This is a genomic window from Bacteroidota bacterium (genome assembly GCA_020402865.1).
GTDB lineage: Bacteria > Bacteroidota > Bacteroidia > Palsa-965 > Palsa-965.
Genome location: JADBYT010000001.1, coordinates 147311 through 166855, shown reverse-complemented (window position 1 = coordinate 166855; position 19545 = coordinate 147311). Strand labels below are relative to the sequence as shown.

The following is a 19545-nucleotide window of genomic DNA, read 5'->3' as shown; positions in this document are numbered from 1 at the left end:
AAAAACATGGCTGTTGAGGGCCTTTCAAAACAAAACCGCTGCACGGAGAGGTGCAGCGGTTTCAGGTTATTATGGGTAATGTAAGCTTATTTTCCGCTTTGTCCTTCAACCGGCAGCGGACCATCGCCCACGTAGCGCCCTTCTTTGTAGAGCTTGATACGGATAAGCATGCCGTTCTGATCATAGATGCGCTGCTCGCCGTCAATGAGTTTTTTCAGGTGGAAAGTCCCTTTCATGGTAATCTGTCCGTTGGTGTACAGAATCCAGTAGCCCTCGCCGGTAAACTGGCCTTTGTTGGGCATTTCGTTGGCTTTTGCCACCGGTGCAGGTGCTTTTATTTCTTTTTCTTCGGGAGCTTTCGACTCAGCTACGGGCTTTTTGGGCTCATAGGTGCGTGATTTGGCGGGATCAATATTACCACCATTGAAGAATTTCTCGGCTTTGAGCTCGCCGTTTTCGTAATATTCTTTCATCATCCCCTCTTCCTTACCGGCTTTCATGTTTACTTCAATCATGAGTTTGCCGTTGGGATGATAATATTTCTGCACACCATCGCGCTGTCCGAGCGGATTATAGTTGAATTCCTGACGGAGCGTTCCGTCTTCGTAGTAAAGCTTATAAGGCCCTACCCAACGCGAACCCTGCCAGTTACCTTCTTCGGCCTTTTTACCGTTTTCGTGATACATCACGGCAGGACCGTTGGCACGGTTGTTCTGGAAAGTAAGTTCGCTTTTTTTAACTCCGGTGGGGAAATACTCAATCCAAATGCCGGTTTTCATACTGTTGAGGTACTTGCCCTCTTCCACTTTGGCATCAGCTGCGTATTTCGGATCTTTCTTCATTCTGCCGAAGATGATCCAACGCCCTTGTCGTTTGCCACCCGCATCAATCATATTGATGGTGTCGCCGCCATACATCTCGTAAGATTGGGCAATGCCCACCTTACAGATTATGAATAACAGTATCAGGGTAATTTTTTTCATCCTGTATGTAACTGTAGCGGTTTTCATCGTTCGGAAATCCAAACTATACAATAGTTTCGTATCTCCGATTTAGATTTAGATAAACTAGTGTTTTTAATCGACGAAAAAATGTCGTTCTGGTCAGTTTACAGCATTTTTTACGGGAATGATTAAGGCCGGGTTACACCGGATTATTAACTTTTTTCAGGTTTACCAACATCTCTTCAGTCATGCGCTGCAGATCGAAAGCCGGTTTCCAGCCCCAGTGTTCGCGCGCCACGCTGTCGTCAATGCTTTTCGGCCACGAATCGGCTATGGCCTGGCGGAAATCAGGCTGATAGGTAATTGTAAAGCCGGGTTGATGTTTGCGGATAGCCTCGGCAATTTCTTTGGGCGAAAAGCTCATTCCCGCAATGTTATAGCCACCACGGAACTTAATCTGTTCGGCCGGGGCTGTCATAATTTCGATAGTAGCCCGGATGGCATCGGGCATATACATCATGGGCAGGGTGGTATTTTCAGAAAGGAAGCAGTTATAGGTATTATGTGCCAATGCTTCGTGGTAGATATGTACGGCATAATCGGTAGTGCCGCCGCCCGGTGCCGATTTCCAGCCAATAAGTCCGGGGTAACGGATGCTTCGCACATCCACACCATATTTATTATGGTACCATTCGCACCAGCGTTCGCCGGCTTGTTTGGAGATGCCATAGATTGTTGTAGGCTCAATTACAGTAAATTGCGGCGTATTATCGCGTGGTGTGGTTAAACCGAACACGGCGATTGAGCTGGGCCAGTATATTTTTTGGATATGGCCTTCGCGGGCCATTTCGAGGATGTGGAAGAGGCTTTCCATGTTCAGCTTCCAGGCAAACATGGGATTTTTCTCAGCAGTGGCCGAAAGCAGGGCCGCGAGCAGGTAAACCTGATTGACCTTGTATTTTTTCACCACCTCAAAGATCTGATCGCGGTTCAGGGCGTCGATTACTTCGTAGGGGCCTTCACTGAGCTGCTCAGGCGTGGCGGGCTTAATGTCGGAAGCAATTACACGGTCGTGGCCGTATCGGGTGCGGAGTTCGGCAACGAGTTCGGTGCCGATCTGGCCAGAGGAACCTATAACGAGAATAGTATCCGTTTCCATAGCGAGAAAATATAGCGCGTAAAGGTAGTAATAGGTATGATACCAGAGCCGCCAGCATCAAATCTGACAAAAATCAGCCGTATTGGCGGAAGCGATTGGCTACCTTTGCTGCGTTTTTCAGAAAATACCTCCAGATGCCCTCGCTATACAACCGTGTGAACCGGCAGGAAATGCGCGAACGACTTATGGCCGAACCCTTTCGCCGTGTTACCCTTTCGTTTTACCGCTATGTGATTATCAGCAGCCCGGAAAAAATGCGGAACACGCTATGGCGCGAATGGGAAACGCTGGGCGTATTCGGGCGCATTTACATTGCGCGTGAAGGTATCAATGCCCAACTCAGTGTGCCTGAACACAACTTTCAGGCTTTCCGTGAGGTGCTCGACAACCACACCGAATTTAAAGATGTGCCGTTTAAAATTGCAGTGGAAGATGATGGAAAGTCGTTTTTCCGGCTGCAGATAAAAGTAAAATCCAAAATTGTGGCCGACGGACTGGCCGATGACACATTCGACGTGACCAACGTAGGCACACACCTCAGTGCGCAGGAATTCAATGCCGCACTTGAAACACCCGGTGTGGTGGTGGTGGACATGCGCAACCACTACGAAAGCGAAGTAGGCCATTTCGAAAATGCCGTGCTACCCAAAGCCGATACGTTTAAGGAAGAACTTAATGAGGTGCTCGACCTGCTTGGCGAGGATAAAGAGCGCAAGGTGCTGATGTATTGCACCGGCGGCATACGTTGCGAAAAAGCCAGCGCCTGGCTGCGGCACCACGGCTATAAAGATGTAAACCAGCTGCATGGCGGCATTATTGAATATGCGCGTCAGGTAAAAACGCAGCAGCTCCCGTCGAAATTCATCGGCAAAAATTTTGTGTTTGACGAACGGCTCGGCGAACGCATTACGGATGATGTAATTGCCTCCTGCCACCAATGCGGCAATGTGTGCGACACACACGTAAACTGCGCCAATACCGATTGCCACGTACTGTTTATCCAATGCGATGAATGCGCCGTACGCATGGAGCATTGTTGCAGCGAGGAGTGCCGCAACTGGATAAAACTGCCCGAAGACGAACGCGCGAAACTCCGCACAGAAGGAAAAACGGTGAGTGCAGCAGCACTTTACCACAGCAGGTTAAGGCCGGCTATCGGGTTAAAGAAAAATCAGCCGTAATTACACCCCTTCTTTTTTTTCTTACTTTCATTCGGCCAACAAGTATCAACGGATGAAAAAATCGTGTTTTATTCTTATTGCCTTTATTGGCGCGCTTTACAGCTGCAACACCAGCAAAATTAAGTCGGTTTACAAACTTGAAGTAAACGGAAATCCGGAGCAGGTAAAGGAAGTAAATTCAGCTCTCCTGAAAAGAATGAATGCCATTGAGGCGGGAAACGAAAAAATGGCCACGCGCACCGAAGGCAACCTGATTTTTCTTGAGTTCCTTTCCTCTGACACCGGCGCTGTTCACAAAAAACGGCTACGCGAGTGCATTCAACAACAAGGCGAACTTGTATTGAGCGAAACATACGCTGCCACTAAGTTTCTCAGCACTTATCTTGAAGATTATGATACAAACGACACGCTGAAAGCATTTTTCACGCGGCTGTTTACCCTGATGACACCCTACCAGCCGCAGGAGCAATATAACCAGGGCGAGTATCCGCTGCTGGGCTTTGTGCATTTAAAAGACACGGCCAAACTTAACCTCATGCTTAACGACTCACTCAAGCTGTTTCGTTTTTCACTTCCCGTACGCGCTGAATTTACCAGTGTATATGACGACCCTAATTTATGTCAGGTAGTTCTTATCAGCACCTCATCCGCAGCAACCATTCATCCGAAAACTACCGAAGTAACACACTCCACACAGGGCGGCCTTCCGGGCATCGAACTAAAATTCACGCAGGCCTACACGACACTCTGGCGCGAAATGACAACCCGAAATACAGGCAGGGAAATTGCCATACTTATCGACGGACAATTATTCGCTTTCCCGACGGTGATGAATCCTATAACAAACGGACGTTGTAGCTTTAACCTGAATTCACATGAACAGGCAGCGTTGCTCACTGTAATACTTGCCAATCCTTACCCCTGTTCTGTTGCAATAATTGAAGAAAATCACCAGAGCAATACCGGGAAATAAACAGGAATACCGTTTCTTCAAAAGAACAATTTTCGCGGGAAAACCATTTCTTATCATACATCAATTTTATCATTCCTCATACTGCCTGATCTTTGCGGTATGACGAAACTGATTCTTGCTACCTGTATTGGCATTGCGGCAACCCTGCTTCTTTATCTCGCCTCACACGTTATTCCGCAAACAGGCATTCAGCTGCATGCAAATCCGTTTATCAATAAAATCATCCAGTATCAGGCTTTTGCACTGGTGCTGGCTTTTGTGGTAATGTTTGTAACGCTGAAGGCTGCTCCGCAAAGTGTGCAGCTGCTCCGCATCGGGCAAACCGGTGTTGCTGCCGGGAAAATGACGTTACTGGGGATTTCGGGAAAGAAAAGCTGGACGCAGGAGTTTTTCAGCTTGCTTTTTGTCATCAGTGCGGCCACGTTTGGTTTCATGTTTTTTACACGGGCTCAGGCGGGAACATTTAAACCGGAAATGATTTTCTGGATTGTGCTCTTTTCGCTCACCAATTCGTTTGGCGAGGAAATTATTTACCGTTTCGGGATAAACGGAATGCTTACGGGTTATACACCTGCCTCCACGGTATTTCTTATTTCAGGATTGGTATTTGGGGCGGCACACTGGGGCGGCAATCCGGGCGGGCCGGTGGGTGTGCTCATGGCCGGACTTCTGGGCTACGTGGCTTCAAAGGCCACAGCAGAAACAAGCGGACTGGGCATTGCGTGGGCGCTGCATTTTGTGCAGGACGTGATTATTTACACTTTTTTATTCCGCGCAAACGGCTGAACTGAATTACTGTTTCGGCTGACATCTGTCATTGTTGCACCCGCAGGCATGGGTTAGTTTTGAAACTTTCAAAATCAAACCTATGCCCATTTATCACCGTCTCGGCAACTTCCCGCAAAAACGGCATACTGTTTTTCAGCAGCCCAACGGCCGCCACTACTACGAGCAGCTTTTCGGAACAGAAGGTTTTAACAACCACTCTTCCCTGCTCTATCATACACATCGCCCCACTCAGATCAAGGAAATTCTGAGTTCGAAAGAGGTGAGCCCGAAAATTGCGGTGGCTAAAAACATCCGCCCCATGCTGCTCAAAGGCTTTCAGGTGGCGCCCAAAGATGATTTTCTCGACAGCCGCACTGATTTGCTGGTGAACAGCGATTGTGTGCTGGGCCTTGCCGCACCGCGTAAATCGCTGCGCAGCTATTTCTATAAAAATGCCGATGCCGACGAAATGCTTTTCGTACACAAAGGTAAAGGCACGCTGCGCACACTCATGGGCAATATTCAGTTTGAATACGGCGATTACCTGATTATTCCGCGCGGCATGATTTACCAGATTGATTTCGACACCGAAGACAATCGTCTGCTGTATGTGGAAAGTCCTCATCCGTTCTTCACCCCTCGTCGTTACAAGAGTTCATCGGGTCAGTTGCTTGAGCATTCACCTTTCTGCGAGCGTGATTACAAACTGCCCACCGAGCTGGAAACGTTTGATGAAAAGGGTGATTTCATTGTAAAAATCAAAAAAGAAGGCCAGCTTCACGAACTCGTGTATGCCACGCATCCGTTTGATGTGGTGGGCTGGGACGGCTACAACTTCCCCTGGGGCTTCTCCATTCACAACTTTGAACCCATTACGGGCCGCGTTCACCAGCCGCCGCCGGTTCACCAGACTTTCGAAACTGCCGCATTTGTGGTGTGTTCATTCTGCCCGCGCCTTTACGACTATCACCCGCAGGCTATTCCGGCGCCTTACAACCACAGCAACATCGACAGCGATGAGGTGTTGTATTATGTGGACGGCGACTTTATGAGCCGCAACAATATTGAGCAGGGCCATATTACCCTGCACCCGAAAGGCATTCCGCACGGCCCCGCCCCCGGAGCCATGGAACGCAGCATCGGCCAGAAAGAAACAGCCGAACTTGCCGTAATGGTAGATACTTTCCGTCCGCTGCAGGTAACCGAAGCCGCACTCGCCATTGATGATGGCGTGTACTATAAATCGTGGGCAGAATAAGATGGTCTGCAAAGCCGGTATTTCTTACCTTTGTAAGGATATGTCGCTACGCAACATCATCCGTCCGCACATGATGGCCATGTGGTCATAACCGGCTGTGTTTCCAAACCCACAGCCGATAAACCAATTCTTTACACTACAAAAAGAACATCATCATGTCAACCGAACTCAAAAATGTAGAATACAGTCTCGAAAAAATTTTCGAGGGTGCACAAGATTTTCTCCCTCTCCTGGGTACCGATTACGTTGAATTTTATGTGGGCAATGCCAAGCAGGCTGCACATTATTACAAAACAGCCTTTGGCTTTCAGTCGCTGGCTTATTCAGGCCTGGAAACAGGCGTGCGCGACCGTGCATCGTATGTGCTGGCGCAGGATAAAATCCGCCTTGTACTCACCACTCCGCTCAACAGCGATTCGCCCATTGCCGAGCATATCAAAAAGCATGGCGATGGTGTAAAGGTGATTGCGCTTTGGGTGGATGATGCCCGCAAATCGTTTGAAGAAACCGTGAAGCGTGGTGCAAAACCGTTTATGGAGCCTACGGTTGAAAAAGACGAGCATGGCGAAACCGTTCGCTCGGGAATTTACACCTACGGCGAAACCGTACACCTGTTTGTGGAGCGTAAAAATTACAAAGGCATATTCCTGCCCGGCTACCAGAAGTGGGAATCAAATTATAATCCTGAGCCTGTAGGCCTCAAGTTTATCGACCACATGGTAGGTAATGTGGGCTGGGGTGAAATGAATACCTGGGTAAAGTGGTATGAAGATGTGATGGGCTTTGTGAACTTCCTTTCGTTCGACGACAAGCAGATTCATACCGAATATTCTGCGCTGATGTCGAAAGTGATGTCGAACGGAAACGGCCGCATCAAATTCCCGATCAACGAGCCTGCCGAAGGCAAGAAGCGTTCGCAAATTGAGGAGTATCTTGATTTTTACGAAGGCTCCGGCGTACAGCACATTGCCGTAGCAACCGACGATATTATCCGCACGGTAACGGCCTTGCGTTCACGCGGCGTGGAATTCCTCACGGCTCCGCCGCAGGCATACTACGATGAAATTCCGCAGCGCGTGGGCGCCATCAAGGAAGACCTTGAAGTGCTGCAAAAGCTGGGCATCCTCATCGACTGCGATGAAGACGGCTACCTGCTTCAGATTTTCACACGCCCGGTAGAAGATCGCCCCACGCTGTTCTACGAAATCATTCAGCGCATGGGTGCCAAAGGTTTTGGCGCCGGCAATTTCAAAGCCCTGTTTGAGTCGATTGAGCGCGAACAGATGCTGCGGGGTACGCTGTAATTTCTCGACTTCGTTCGAAATGACAACGTAGGATTCGTTCGAAATGACAGTGTAGATTTTGCTTGAAATCACAGCGTAGGATTCGCTCAGAATGACAGCGTAGGATTCGCTCGAAATGACAGTGTAGATTTTGCTTGAAATCACAGCGTAGGATTCGCTCGGAATGACAGCGGAGACTATGCAGGAAGTGACAGCGAAAAATTTCATTGTCCCTTGAAACAGAAAATGTTCTGTCTCTTCGAGCGGAGCCGGTAAGAGACAGAAACCTGCACTTATTCAGTAAGTAAATACGCTTATAAAGCCGGAGGCAGTGCTTCCGGCTTTTTTCGTAATTTCGGCGCTGAGACCCTATGAAAAACCGGAAAACATTATGGACTGTGCTGGCCGTGATTCTTGCTGCGGCGGCAGTCACATTCTGGCTCATGCAGCGCCCTGCACCCCGTATGTCGGCTGTAATTGATTCGATGAACGGGGGCCATTATGCGCTCGATCTTCCTTCTACCATGACAGCGGGCGATTTCGACGAGCATGCTTCCTTGCAATATGCCGACCGGAATGCAGAGCTTTATGTAATGGTTATTGATGAGTCGAAGGAGAAAATTGCCTCTTTCGGCTTGGATTATGACCTTGAAACGTATATGAAAATTGCCGTGCGCCGGCTCGACAGTACCGGTCTTTACCGGGCATCAACACGTAATCTGGGTAATTACAAAGCCATACAAACCGAAGTTAAGGCAAAGTTCAAAGGCGAAAACATGGTGTACCAGCTCACCACCATTGAAACCGAAACCGGCTTTTATCAGCTGCTGATCTGGACACTGGAAAGCCGCTACGAAAAGCACAAGCCTGAAATGGAGCGAATTATCACCTCCTTCCGCGAAACAAAAACACCTGCCGGATCAACCATGAAGAAGGCCGACTCATTAAATTAACGTGTTGATTAGCAATTTTTTACTAAATTACAGCATTAAATCCCCTTCCCGCATAGGGGAAGCCGGGCTGACGATTGTCATTATTCCAGTAATCAGGGAAAATGGCCACCGCAGCATTTCACATAACCGTTTCACATTCTGCTACGCAGACAGCCATGCTCCTTACGGAAACGAATGACATGATGCTAAGTGCGGCTATCCGCGAAGGCAACGAGCAGGTTTTCGGCGAGTTGTTTAAGCAGTGGTACAATCCGCTCTGCAACTATGCGCTGCGTTTTACCGGAAATGATGCCGATGAAGCGGAAGAACTGGTACAGCAGGTATTTTTAAAAATCTGGGAAAAACGCGGACAGCTGCCCGATGTGGTTTCCATGAAATCATACCTCTACAGAGCCGTACATAACACCGGGCTGAACCATGCCGAAAAGCAGAAACGCAATGTAAGTCTCGACAGTGGCGTTCACCTTCAGGTGGCCCATACCCGCGAGGAAGCACTGCCTGGACTGCGCACAAAAGAACTTGAAAAAGCGATTGCACAGGCGCTCGAAAAACTTCCGCAGCAATGCCGCCGGGTGTTTGAACTGAGCCGCTTCGAAGAACTGAAATACAAAGAAATTGCCGAGGTGATGAACATCTCTGTAAAAACAGTGGAAAACCAGATGGGGAAAGCCCTGCGCATTATGCGCGAGCAACTTGTTCACTACCTGCCGCTTGTTGTTGTTACACTGTTCACTCACCTCTTCAGAAATCACTAACATGCGCGAAGAAAATACATACATCATCAGCGGTCTCAGTGAGGCCGACAGCGATGCACTCTTCGCACGTTATATGAGCGGAGCATGCAGCGCCGAAGATCTTGCCCTGCTTAGTGCGTGGAGCGCAGCACATCCCGACCATAAGCTGTATCTCGAACAGCTTGGCGAAATCTGGAATCATGCACCCGAAGTTTTTGCTCCGCAGCAATTTGATGAAGATGCTGCCTGGAAACGCCTTCAGGCACGCATGCACATACAACCCGAAGCCGGGCAAACAGGCGAACGCAGCAGCGAAACACCTGTGGTAAAAAACCTTTGGGAACGTCTCGGCCCTGTGCGCATTGCGGCTTCGGTGGCATTGATTATTGGCATTGCCGCTACCATTTTCATCCTCAATTCGCAAACCGAGCAGCCTTTACAGCGCTCGCTGGCCGCTACTGATAAGCCCGTGGAAAGCCGGCTGAGCGACGGTTCCACCGTGCACCTCAACAACAGCACACGACTCGATTATCCCGAACAGTTTACGGGTGATGTGCGCGAGGTAACGCTTACCGGAGAAGCCTACTTCAAAATTCAGCGCGATGAAAAAAAGCCGTTCATCATTCATGCCGGACCGGTTGATGTGCGTGTGCTGGGCACTTCGTTCAATGTAAAAGCCTATCCCGGCCGCGAAGAAGTGCTGGTGAGTGTAGAAAGCGGAAAAGTACGATGCGCTGCTGCAAATGATTCGATTGAGCTTATTGCAGGTGAAGAAGGCATCTATAACCTGCGCACCAAAAAACTGCGCAAGCTGATTATGGATGATCCCAATGCATTTGCATTCCGCACGCGTTTCCTACATTTCCGCAATAAACCGCTGTCAAAAGTGCTTGATGAAATTGGCGATGCATACAGCGTGAATTTCATCATCCGGAATCCTGAACTTGAAAACTGCCTTTTCAGTTCACGTCATCAATCGGCACCACTCGAAGAAGTGCTTTACGCAATACGTGAATCGTTGAATGTAAGCACCACACGACAAGGCAACACGATCTACATAGACGGTTCAGGCTGCAACTGATGCGTACTTTTTGGTCTTTTATTTTCATTTTGCTCTTTGCTTCTGTTCATGCACAGGTAAGCACCACACCACTTGAACGAAAAATTACGCTCAAAGCCGAAAACAAACGCACCGAAGATATTTTCCTTCTTATTGCCGACAAAGCCGGTTTCGATTATTCCTATTCGCAGCACGCATTCGACAGAAACCGGATTACCACGCTGAACGTGATAAATGAAACGGTACGGCGTGCGCTCGACAAACTGTTTGAGAACAGCGTAAATTATAAAGTACGCGGCAATCATCTTATACTCGTTGCAGCTCCGGCACCGCTTCCTCCCGTAGTGGTGACTCCGCCCAAAAAAGTAGAATACAAGGTAAGCGGCTATATTACCGACAAACGAAGTGGTTATGTATTGCGCGATGTAACAGTAGTTGACACCGCACGCATTGTAGCTGTACTGAGCGATGTGTATGGATTTTACTCGCTCACTGTGCCTGCAGGAAAAGAGTCCATGCACCTGCGCGTGAAACGCATCGGGTATTTCGATACTACAATCACCATCACTCCGAAATCGAACCTTACGGCTGATATAGCCCTGCGTCCGATTCCTGCTCCCGAACCGATATTCAATGCACAGGAGCAGCGAACCGATTCGCTGTACGGGGTAACAAATGCAGCGCCCGATAGTGTTTCGACCGAATTTAATCGTTTGCGTTTTGAGTGGGCCAACGGATTACTGAACCGTGCACAGCGCATTCAATTCAGTAACCTGAAAGACGATGTGTTTAAAGGCAACTCACAGGTATCGCTTGTACCGGGGCTTTCCACGCGCGGACTGCTTACCGGGAAAACGCGCAACAAATACTCGTTCAATGTTTTAGCCGGCTACACCGGAGGCACCGATGTATTTGAGCTTGGCGGCATACTGAACTTTGACCGCGGCGATGTGCAGTATGTACAGATTGCCGGTGCCGCAAATGTGGTAACGGGCAATATGAAAGGCGTTCAGGCCGCCGGAGCATTTAACATCGTAACTGAAAAAACGACTGGTGTTCAGCTTGCGGGTTGCGGGAATTTTGCACTTGATACCATGCGCGGCATGCAGGTTTCAGGAGCAGTAAATCTCGCCAACAACTATTTTTATGGTGTACAGGGAGCAAGCAGTGTGAACGGTATTCTTGGTAATGCTCAATGCACGCAGGTTTCGGGGGCGGTCAATGCAATTTATGGGCACCTCGATGGTATTCAGGTTGCTGGAAGTGTGAATTATGCCAAACAGATTTCCGGCATGCAGGTTTCGGGAGCAATTAATGCTGTAACCGATACAATGCATGCAATTCAGGTTGCTGCGTTTGTAAACTACGGCTCCTCTGGCAAAGCAGGTCAGCTGGCAGGCGGTATAAACTGGATAAAATATGATCTTGAAGGCTTTCAGTTTGCCGGTTTTTTAAATCGTACAAACCGCCTTAACGGCTTTCAGATAGCACCTTTCAACATTTGCAAACAATACGAATCGGGCGCGATATTCGGGGTAATGAGCTTTGTGAAAAATGGTGTACATCAGCTCGAAATTTCGGGAAATGAAAAAGGATATCTGAATGCTTCATTCCGTTCAGGAATTCCCCGTTTTTACAATATCCTTGTGGCCGGCATCGGCGTTTTACCCGATCATCCTTACTGGAGTATCGGCTATGGTGCCGGCACCCGCTTCAATCTCAACCAGAAAAAAAACCTTCGTCTCACGGTTGACTATACCAGCCAGCACATCAACCGCTCGGCCATTACATTCAGAAGAAGCACGCTCGTGCAACTTACTCCCCGTGTTGAATGGGCTCCGGTTTCAACTTTTTCCATTGCAGCCGGCCCGGTAGTTAATCTTTACACCAATTCAACTACAGAGAATTGGTTTACACCGTATATCGGCTCTCCCTTTTACCAAAAAACAACCCCGGAATACACCAGACGGGCCTGGATTGGTGCTTCATTGGCTTTCCGGTTTCTCTAAGAGCCTGTTACCTTTCCTGCACTTAACCCAACTTAGGGTTGTTTGTTTCTTTCTCCGAAATCATCTCAATATTTAAACTATTTTTTGGCCGGATATATTTTCCCCCGACATAGGGGTATGCACAATGTTTCCTGTTCTAGTAATGAACAACAGGAAAAAACATGAAATCAATTTCTATTCTTTTTGGCTTATTACTGAGCACGGCAGCCATAGCGCAACAAGATTCGCTGAAACCGGCCAGCCCAAAAAAGAATGCATCAGTTACCATTATCGGAATCAATAATGGCCAGCACCAGCTTGCATTGTTTGGAAATATATCAGACAGCACGCCAATACAATCGCAGGCAGCCTTGCTGTTTAACACAAGCACGGGGCAAATTTCAGGCATGCAGTTCAGCAGTATTCTCAACCTTACTACTGACTCAATTTCAGGTGTACAGATAAGCGGTGTAATGAACATGGCCGAAGCCACAACGGGCTTGCAAGTGAGCGGAGTAGCAAACATGACACAAAAAATGGCAACAGGTTTGCAGGCTGCCGGTAGTTTCAATTATGCAGGGCAACTCAACGGTATTCAGCTTGGTGGCAGCGGAAATATTGTTTCGGGAACTGCGCGCGGGGCACAGCTATCAGGCGCTTTCAATTTTGCGGGAAATGATGCCGAACTGTTTCAGGTTGCCGGTTCGGTAAACTATGCCGGCAACCTGCGCGGCGTGCAAATAGCCGGTGCGCTTAACATTGCCAACGGTAACATAAAAGGCGCACAAGTTTCTGGTGCGGTAAACTATGCGCGCAATGTGAAGGGGCTTCAGCTTGGTGTATTTAATTTTGCCGACAGTGTGGATGGGGTAAGCATCGGCGTATTCAGTTTTGTGCGCCACGGCTATCATAAGCTTGAACTCGCAGCCACAGAAAGCATGGTTGGCAATATTTCGTTTCACACGGGAAGCCACTTGTTTCACAATATTATCGGTGCCAGTTTTACGCCTCGAAACAATGATCTGTACTGGGGGTATCACTACGGAATAGGTTCTGCCATTCGCCTCACACCTCGTATGGATCTGGTAATTGATCTTACCGGCCACCACATCAGCCGTAACAGATTTAACGAACGGGTTAGCGAACTGGTGCGACTAGAACCGCTGGTTGATTTCCATATTACCAAAAATATTTCTTTAACCGCCGGACCTGCGCTCAACTTGTTTGTATATGACATACAAGGAATGGCCGGCAATGAGTCGATGGCTGGTTTTGTTCCGTTTGATTTTTATAACCGGACTTATGATAACCGCTGGACAGTTCGTGCATGGGCAGGTGCTAAGGTAGGTCTTCGTTTTTTTTGATGCAGTGTGTGTAAACAACTAAACAACACAATATCATGTCAATTCACTTGCAACGCGTGCTTCTGAGTTTTTTACTTGCGGTCTTGCTTATGTTTTTGTTTTACGCTACATCGCTGGGGCAATCGGTTATCTGAACAACTGAATAATAATACAGCAGCGCACCAATTTTCTCTGGTCAGGTGCCGGGCGGTAGTTTCTTCAGGAATTACCGCCTTTTGCATTACAATGCAAAACCTGTACTTTCGGGGTGAACACAATATTGTACGCCACGCACGTGAAAAAAGCAGTAATAGTTGTAGCCGGAGGCAGCGGAAGCCGCATGAATGCAGCCATTCCCAAACAGTTTTTACTCCTTAACGGGAAGCCGGTGCTTATTCACACACTCGAAAAGTTTGCCTTGTTTGATGCCACTATGCAGGTGGTGCTGGTACTCCCTGAAAATGAATTCGGGCGGTGGGAAGAACTGAAGCGGCAATTTGGCAGCGGCGGTTTTGACGTGCAGCTTGCCAAAGGCGGCACTACCCGTTTCGAGTCGGTAAAAAACGGACTGGCGCTGGTAACAGCCGATGTGGTTGGCGTACACGATGCCGTGCGGCCGCTGGTGAGTATTGAAACAATTGCACGCGCTTTCGGTGCAGCCGTTTCGCATGGCAGCGGCATTCCGGCAGTACCACTCACCGATTCCATCCGGCGTGTGGAAGGCGACACAAGCCTTGCAGCCAGCCGCGAAGCATTCAGGCTGGTGCAAACACCGCAATGCTTCCGCAGCGATGTATTGAAAAATGCCTATCAGCAAGTGTTCCGGCCGCATTTTACCGATGATGCCAGTGTGGTGGAAGCATCGGGCAAAAGCATTACACTTACCGAAGGCAATAAGGAGAATATCAAGCTCACCACACCGTCAGACATGGTAGTGGCCGAAGCGCTGATGAAAATGAATCAGTAAATACGTGTAACGCCCGCATCTTGTGCAATGCCGCTGTGTGCGTCCACACCTTGCAGCAAAATCACTCCCGGCTTTTTGCCTCTTTCAAAACTACCGATATGCGGCATATTCAATGCAGCGGCACCTCCTGCTGTGGCCCATTGCAGCAATACAGCAGCGGGAATGCCGGGCGCAGCGGCGGTAATTACTTTCAGCTCATCAAGTATCGAAAGGCTGTGATTGGATGCCAGACTATCGGTGCCCACACAACAGCGCACACCCTGCGTATAAAACTGCATGAAGTCAGGCAGCGTGTTTTCGATATATAAATTGGCGTTGGGACAAAAGCACCAGTGAAGATTGCTGTGCTGCGTTTCGGCCCATTGCAAATCATCGGTTGATGTAAACGTGTTATGCACCAGCAGCAGCGGACGACCGGTAATGAGTTCGGGCAGCGTGCGCCGCAGGGCATTGCAGCCGGGCGGTGTAAACCAGCTTATGTCGATACCGAGAAATGCATACAACTCGTTGACACGGCCTTTGCCGGTTTCAAAAAATTCGTTTTCGGCCCGGCTTTCCTGGTTATGAATGCTGAACGGCAGTGTATCATCAGATACAGCTATGCTTTGCAGCAATACTTCGGAAACAGAATACGGCGCATGCGGTGTAAGCGAGGCCGGCTGGGGGCATCCGGCCAGCAAGGCTTTTCCGCTTTCCAGCACTTTACCGGCCAGCGCAGGATTTAACGCCAGCAATTCAATAAATGTGTGAATGTGCATGCGGCTGCCTGCTTTAGCTGCAAACGAATGTGTGGTATTTGCAATATCGCCCACGGCCTGCGTACCGCTGTTGTAGAGTGTCTCGCAGGCTTCGGCTGCTGCCTGCTCAATTTCGGCAACACTCAGCAGATTGCGTTTTGGAATAAGCTCTTTTGCGAAACCGGCAAAACCAGTATGCATGCTTATGGCGCCGCGCAGGTGCGAAAGTTCGAGGTGACAATGCGCGTTTACAAATCCGGGACAAAGCACACCCTCAAACAATTCGGGCTTCACACCAAGTGCATCCGCTTCTGATGGCCGCAGCAAATCACAAACCACACCAGCATCATCAAGCACCAGCACACCGTGCGGAACAAAACCCGTATGTGCCGAGAAAACGGCTTTTGCAGAGAGATAGCGCATATACAAAATTGACTAAGCGAAGTTACAGGAAAAAAGAAAGTGGTAAATTGGTGAGTCAAACAGAGACTATCATGCGCTATCTTCTTTTTTCTTTCCTGCTGCTGAGCATCCACGCATGCCAAACAAAATCCGAAAACCTGCGCGAACAAAGCATTGCCGAAATACGCGCAGCCGAAAAAGCATTTGAAACCATGTGTGCCGAAAAATCGGTTGCCGAAGCATTTTACTTCTATGCCGATTCGCAGGCTGTGATTAAACGGGAAAACGACACACTCATCAGCGGCCGCAATGCGATACGGAATTATCACACTTCCAACTTTTACAAAACCGCCAAAGCGAAATGGTCGCCCGATTATGTGGATGCCGCTGAGTCGGGCGATCTGGGGCATTCATACGGACATTATGAATGGAGTTATACAGATACTTCGGGTAAAGTATCGAAGTATCCGGGCGTTTATCACACCGTTTGGAAAAAACAGAAGGACGGAAGCTGGAAGTATGTGTGGGATTGATTCCCGGTGTACAAAAGTGTGTGGTAATTTGAAATACCAGACGAAATGATTTCTTAGCCCGGATTGCAGTGGAAATTTGCCAAAACAAAAATAAACTAATCCCAAACTCTCCGAGGTCTTAAAGACCTCGGAGAGTTGAACCCAAACTAATTTTTGTTTTGGCAAATTGGAACGGAAAGCCGGAGCCGGACAGTATTTTGTTGCACTAAAAGGTTCGCTCCAAAATGTTTTATACGTATTAAAAGCCACCCGAAGGGTTACTGGCTTTTCCGTACCTTTGCCCCACAATGAAATCCACTGAAAAACGCAGCATTCGCACGCTCTCGCAAGATGAGCTGAAAGCATTTTTTACCGAACACGGCGAAAAGGCTTTTCGTGCGAAACAGGTTTGGGAATGGCTCTGGCAGAAATCGGCGCGGAGTTTTGAAGGGATGACCAACCTTTCGAAAGACACGCGCACACTGCTGGAAACCAACTTCTCGCTGCCTGCCGTGTGTGTGGATACATTTCAGGTGAGCCGCGACCGTACCATCAAATCAGCGTTCCGTTTGCACGACGGAAATATTGTGGAGGGTGTGCTCATCCCTACCGAAACACGCATGACAGCCTGCATTTCGTCGCAGGTGGGCTGCAGTTTAACCTGTAAGTTTTGCGCCACCGGCCGCCTGGCCCGTTTGCGTAATCTTGAAGCCGAGGAAATTTACGATCAGGTGGCGCTTATTAAGGAACAGGCACAGCAGCATTATCAGCAATCGCTCACCAACATTGTATATATGGGCATGGGCGAACCACTGCTCAACTACCGCAACACGCTCGATTCGGTTGAACGCATCACTGCACCCGACGGGCTGGGCATGTCGCCACAACGCATTACGGTTTCTACGGCGGGTATTGCAAAAATGATTAAGAAGCTGGGCGATGATGAAGTGAAATTCAATCTTGCCCTTTCACTGCACGCGGCCAACGATTACAAGCGCAACAAGATCATGCCCATTAACGAGCAGAATACGCTCGATGCACTGGCCGAAGCACTCAACTATTTTTACGAAAAAACCGGCACCCGCGTCACATTCGAATTCATTGTATTCAAAGATTTCAACGATGCGGTGCAGGATGCAAAGGAACTGGCAGCCTACTGCAAAAAAGTACCGGCCAAAGTAAACATCATTGAATACAACCCCATAGACGACGGCGAGTTTAAACAAACCCTGCCCGAACGACTCAACCAGTTTACACGTGTGCTTGAAGACAACCACGTAATTGTAAACGTGCGCCGCAGCCGGGGTAAAGACATTGACGCCGCCTGCGGGCAATTGGCCAATAAAAACGAGGCCGTGCAGAAAAATCAGGAACTGGCACCGCGTAAAACCGAAAAACAGGAGTAAGACCGCTTTCTGGCCTGATTTTTGAGGCATTGTACTGCTTAAAATCCAATGTACATGCGCCTTACACTCTTACTTCTGCTTTCGCTCCTTGTGCTATCTGTACACGCACAAACCGAGCGCATTGCCGCACAAAGCCACAACGGCACCGTGCAGGCGCAAACACCCGGAAACATTCCCGGCAATCCGGTTATTCATCTCCACATCGACAGTATTGTGTTTGTGAATGACAGCACGGTGCGGCAATACACCAACTTCGGCAACCATGTGGTGCATCATCACCCCATTGCCAACGATCCGAAAATTTCGCTCGACAGCCTCAGGAAAATTTACCCCGATACAAAGCTGGTGGGCTTTGAAAAGAAAAAACTACAGGCGGGCATGTTTTCAATTGAGCGCAGCAGCAACAACGCCACATGGATCTGGCTGCTTGCCGTAGTGGCCACAGTGGCTGGCGGCTTGGGCTGGTGGCAACTGAAACGCCGCGCAGCCTGATTGCCATGAAATTGCTACACACACTTGCGCTGCGCACACTGCTTTTGTTTGTGGTGCTGTTTGTGATTTTTCTTCCCATGCCCTTTTCACTCCTGCCCGACAGCGGGAGTTTTCTTTTACCGTTTACCGCCGGCGCTGTGGAAGCATTTGGCAAAGCAACCACACTGCTGCCCGAAAACTACGAAGCCCTGATGGGCAGCGACAGTGCGGGGATGTATGTACTGACATTGCTGCTGTGTATTTGCAGCGCAACAGGTGCCCTGGCGTGGACATTCTTTAAACGTGAACAGCAACACGAGTGGCGCTGGCTACGAACAATCAGCACGTATTATCTGGCACTCATGTTGCTGGTGTACGGCTTCGACAAAGTGTTCAAGCATCAGTTTTATTTGCCCGAGCCAAACACACTTTACACACCGCTCGGAAATCTCTCGCCTGATTTGTTGTTTTGGAGTACGGCAGGCACTTCGTGGAGCTTTTCCTTTTTCACCGGACTTGCCGAAGTAATTTCCGCCGCGCTGCTGCTGTTTACCCGCACACGCGGTGCCGGTGCGCTAATGGCCGCAGGAATAATGCTGCACGTAGTGTTGCTCAATTTCAGTTTTGATGTATCGGTAAAACTGCTTTCACTTTTTCTGCTGCTTCTGGCATTTGTATCCGCATGGCCTGCGCTGAAACAACTCTACACACTGCTTGTGCAAAAACAACCCGTAACACCAGTTGCAGAACCCGCCTTGTGGCCGAAGCTGAGCAGGAAAGTTTATATCACAGTAAAAACGCTGCTCATCATCGCATTCCTCAGCGAATCGTTATACGGCTTTGTAAAAACAGGCAATTTCAACGACGACAAGGTAGTACGGCCATTTCTGCACGGCACTTACGAAGTTTACCTGCAGCTGAATGAGAATAATGAACTTGTGCTTCCGCTACAGGGAAATACCGAAAGCATCCGCCGCATTTTCATTCACCGCAAAGGACATCTTATTTTTCAACTGAATGATGAACGTATGATCAGCCACACACTGGTGTACGATACACTGCTGCATCAGCTTTATCTTCAACAACCCAAACAGGCACACACGTTGTGGAACTATGAATTGCACAACGACACCCTTGTGCTCAAAAATAATTCCACCCCAGAAGAAATTCGGGCTGTGAGGCGAGACTGGCAAGCACTGCCTTTGCTGAAACGGAATTGGAAATGGGTAAGTGAAGAGTAATTTTTCCCTTTCAGGCAGCTGTGCCCGGTGCTAACCTCGCACCGGTAGGGGAATCAAGAATAATTGAAAAAGGAGCGAAATTTAAGGTGCAGTAAAGTTCCACCTGCACGGGCTTTTCGCTACAAATCCTCAGCGGTTTTCATGCTAAAAGGCAATGTAAACCTT

General features: G+C 48.8%; 18 protein-coding genes. 15 read left to right on the top strand and 3 right to left on the bottom strand.

The features are described from left to right. Positions 1-86: 86 nt before the first annotated feature. Complete coding sequence (locus IM638_00670; GenBank protein MCA6361525.1) at positions 87-983, bottom strand: toxin-antitoxin system YwqK family antitoxin; 897 nt, start codon at positions 981-983, stop codon at positions 87-89. A 160-nt stretch (positions 984-1143) separates the two neighbouring features. Then, complete coding sequence (locus IM638_00665) at positions 1144-2103, bottom strand: NAD-dependent epimerase/dehydratase family protein (GenBank protein ID MCA6361524.1); 960 nt, start codon at positions 2101-2103, stop codon at positions 1144-1146. A 134-nt stretch (positions 2104-2237) separates the two neighbouring features. Between IM638_00665 and IM638_00660 the strand changes: the two genes are divergently transcribed. The 11 genes from IM638_00660 to IM638_00610 all read left to right on the top strand — a co-directional run bounded on the left by IM638_00660 (position 2238) and on the right by IM638_00610 (position 14611). Continuing rightward, complete coding sequence (locus IM638_00660) at positions 2238-3284, top strand: rhodanese-related sulfurtransferase (protein MCA6361523.1); 1047 nt, start codon at positions 2238-2240, stop codon at positions 3282-3284. A 52-nt stretch (positions 3285-3336) separates the two neighbouring features. Continuing rightward, complete coding sequence (locus IM638_00655; protein MCA6361522.1) at positions 3337-4257, top strand: hypothetical protein; 921 nt, start codon at positions 3337-3339, stop codon at positions 4255-4257. A 99-nt stretch (positions 4258-4356) separates the two neighbouring features. After that, entirely contained in the window at positions 4357-5043 is a 687-nt protein-coding gene (locus tag IM638_00650; GenBank protein MCA6361521.1) for a CPBP family intramembrane metalloprotease, read from the top strand. A gap of 82 nt (positions 5044-5125) precedes the next feature. Then, positions 5126-6283 (top strand): homogentisate 1,2-dioxygenase, encoded by a 1158-nt coding sequence (locus tag IM638_00645; protein ID MCA6361520.1) that lies wholly within the window; start codon positions 5126-5128, stop codon positions 6281-6283. Positions 6284-6438: 155 nt separating this feature from the next. Beyond that, the gene (gene hppD, locus IM638_00640; GenBank protein MCA6361519.1) at positions 6439-7587 is read left to right on the top strand and encodes a 4-hydroxyphenylpyruvate dioxygenase; all 1149 of its coding nucleotides are present in this window, start codon (positions 6439-6441) and stop codon (positions 7585-7587) included. Positions 7588-7937: 350 nt separating this feature from the next. Next, positions 7938-8519: a hypothetical protein gene (locus IM638_00635; protein MCA6361518.1), complete on the top strand. Its 582-nt coding sequence runs from the start codon at positions 7938-7940 to the stop codon at positions 8517-8519. A 155-nt stretch (positions 8520-8674) separates the two neighbouring features. Further along, positions 8675-9274, top strand: coding sequence for an RNA polymerase sigma-70 factor (locus IM638_00630; protein MCA6361517.1), 600 nt, complete (start codon positions 8675-8677; stop codon positions 9272-9274). 1 nt (position 9275) lies between these two features. Beyond that, positions 9276-10334, top strand: coding sequence for a FecR domain-containing protein (locus tag IM638_00625; protein ID MCA6361516.1), 1059 nt, complete (start codon positions 9276-9278; stop codon positions 10332-10334). After that, a complete protein-coding gene (locus IM638_00620; protein ID MCA6361515.1) occupies positions 10334-12322 on the top strand; it encodes a hypothetical protein in 1989 nt (662 codons plus the stop codon). The genes IM638_00625 and IM638_00620 overlap by 1 nt, the downstream gene beginning before the upstream one ends. A gap of 161 nt (positions 12323-12483) precedes the next feature. Continuing rightward, a complete protein-coding gene (locus IM638_00615) occupies positions 12484-13665 on the top strand; it encodes a hypothetical protein (protein ID MCA6361514.1) in 1182 nt (393 codons plus the stop codon). A gap of 274 nt (positions 13666-13939) precedes the next feature. Further along, a complete protein-coding gene (locus tag IM638_00610; GenBank protein ID MCA6361513.1) occupies positions 13940-14611 on the top strand; it encodes a 2-C-methyl-D-erythritol 4-phosphate cytidylyltransferase in 672 nt (223 codons plus the stop codon). On the opposite strand, the gene IM638_00605 is transcribed toward IM638_00610, so the two are convergent. Further along, positions 14605-15771: an amidohydrolase family protein gene (locus IM638_00605; GenBank protein MCA6361512.1), complete on the bottom strand. Its 1167-nt coding sequence runs from the start codon at positions 15769-15771 to the stop codon at positions 14605-14607. The two genes, IM638_00610 and IM638_00605, sit on opposite strands and share 7 nt — an antisense overlap. 71 nt (positions 15772-15842) lie before the next feature. Here IM638_00605 and IM638_00600 point away from each other — a divergent pair, with 71 nt between their 5' ends. The 4 genes from IM638_00600 to IM638_00585 all read left to right on the top strand — a co-directional run bounded on the left by IM638_00600 (position 15843) and on the right by IM638_00585 (position 19380). Further along, positions 15843-16283 (top strand): hypothetical protein, encoded by a 441-nt coding sequence (locus IM638_00600; protein MCA6361511.1) that lies wholly within the window; start codon positions 15843-15845, stop codon positions 16281-16283. Between the two features lie 287 nt (positions 16284-16570). After that, the gene (gene rlmN / locus IM638_00595) at positions 16571-17668 is read left to right on the top strand and encodes a 23S rRNA (adenine(2503)-C(2))-methyltransferase RlmN (GenBank protein ID MCA6361510.1); all 1098 of its coding nucleotides are present in this window, start codon (positions 16571-16573) and stop codon (positions 17666-17668) included. A 54-nt stretch (positions 17669-17722) separates the two neighbouring features. Beyond that, complete coding sequence (locus IM638_00590) at positions 17723-18160, top strand: hypothetical protein (GenBank protein MCA6361509.1); 438 nt, start codon at positions 17723-17725, stop codon at positions 18158-18160. Then, positions 18082-19380 (top strand): hypothetical protein, encoded by a 1299-nt coding sequence (locus IM638_00585; protein MCA6361508.1) that lies wholly within the window; start codon positions 18082-18084, stop codon positions 19378-19380. Before IM638_00590 ends, IM638_00585 begins: the two co-directional genes overlap by 79 nt. Positions 19381-19545 lie beyond the last annotated feature (165 nt).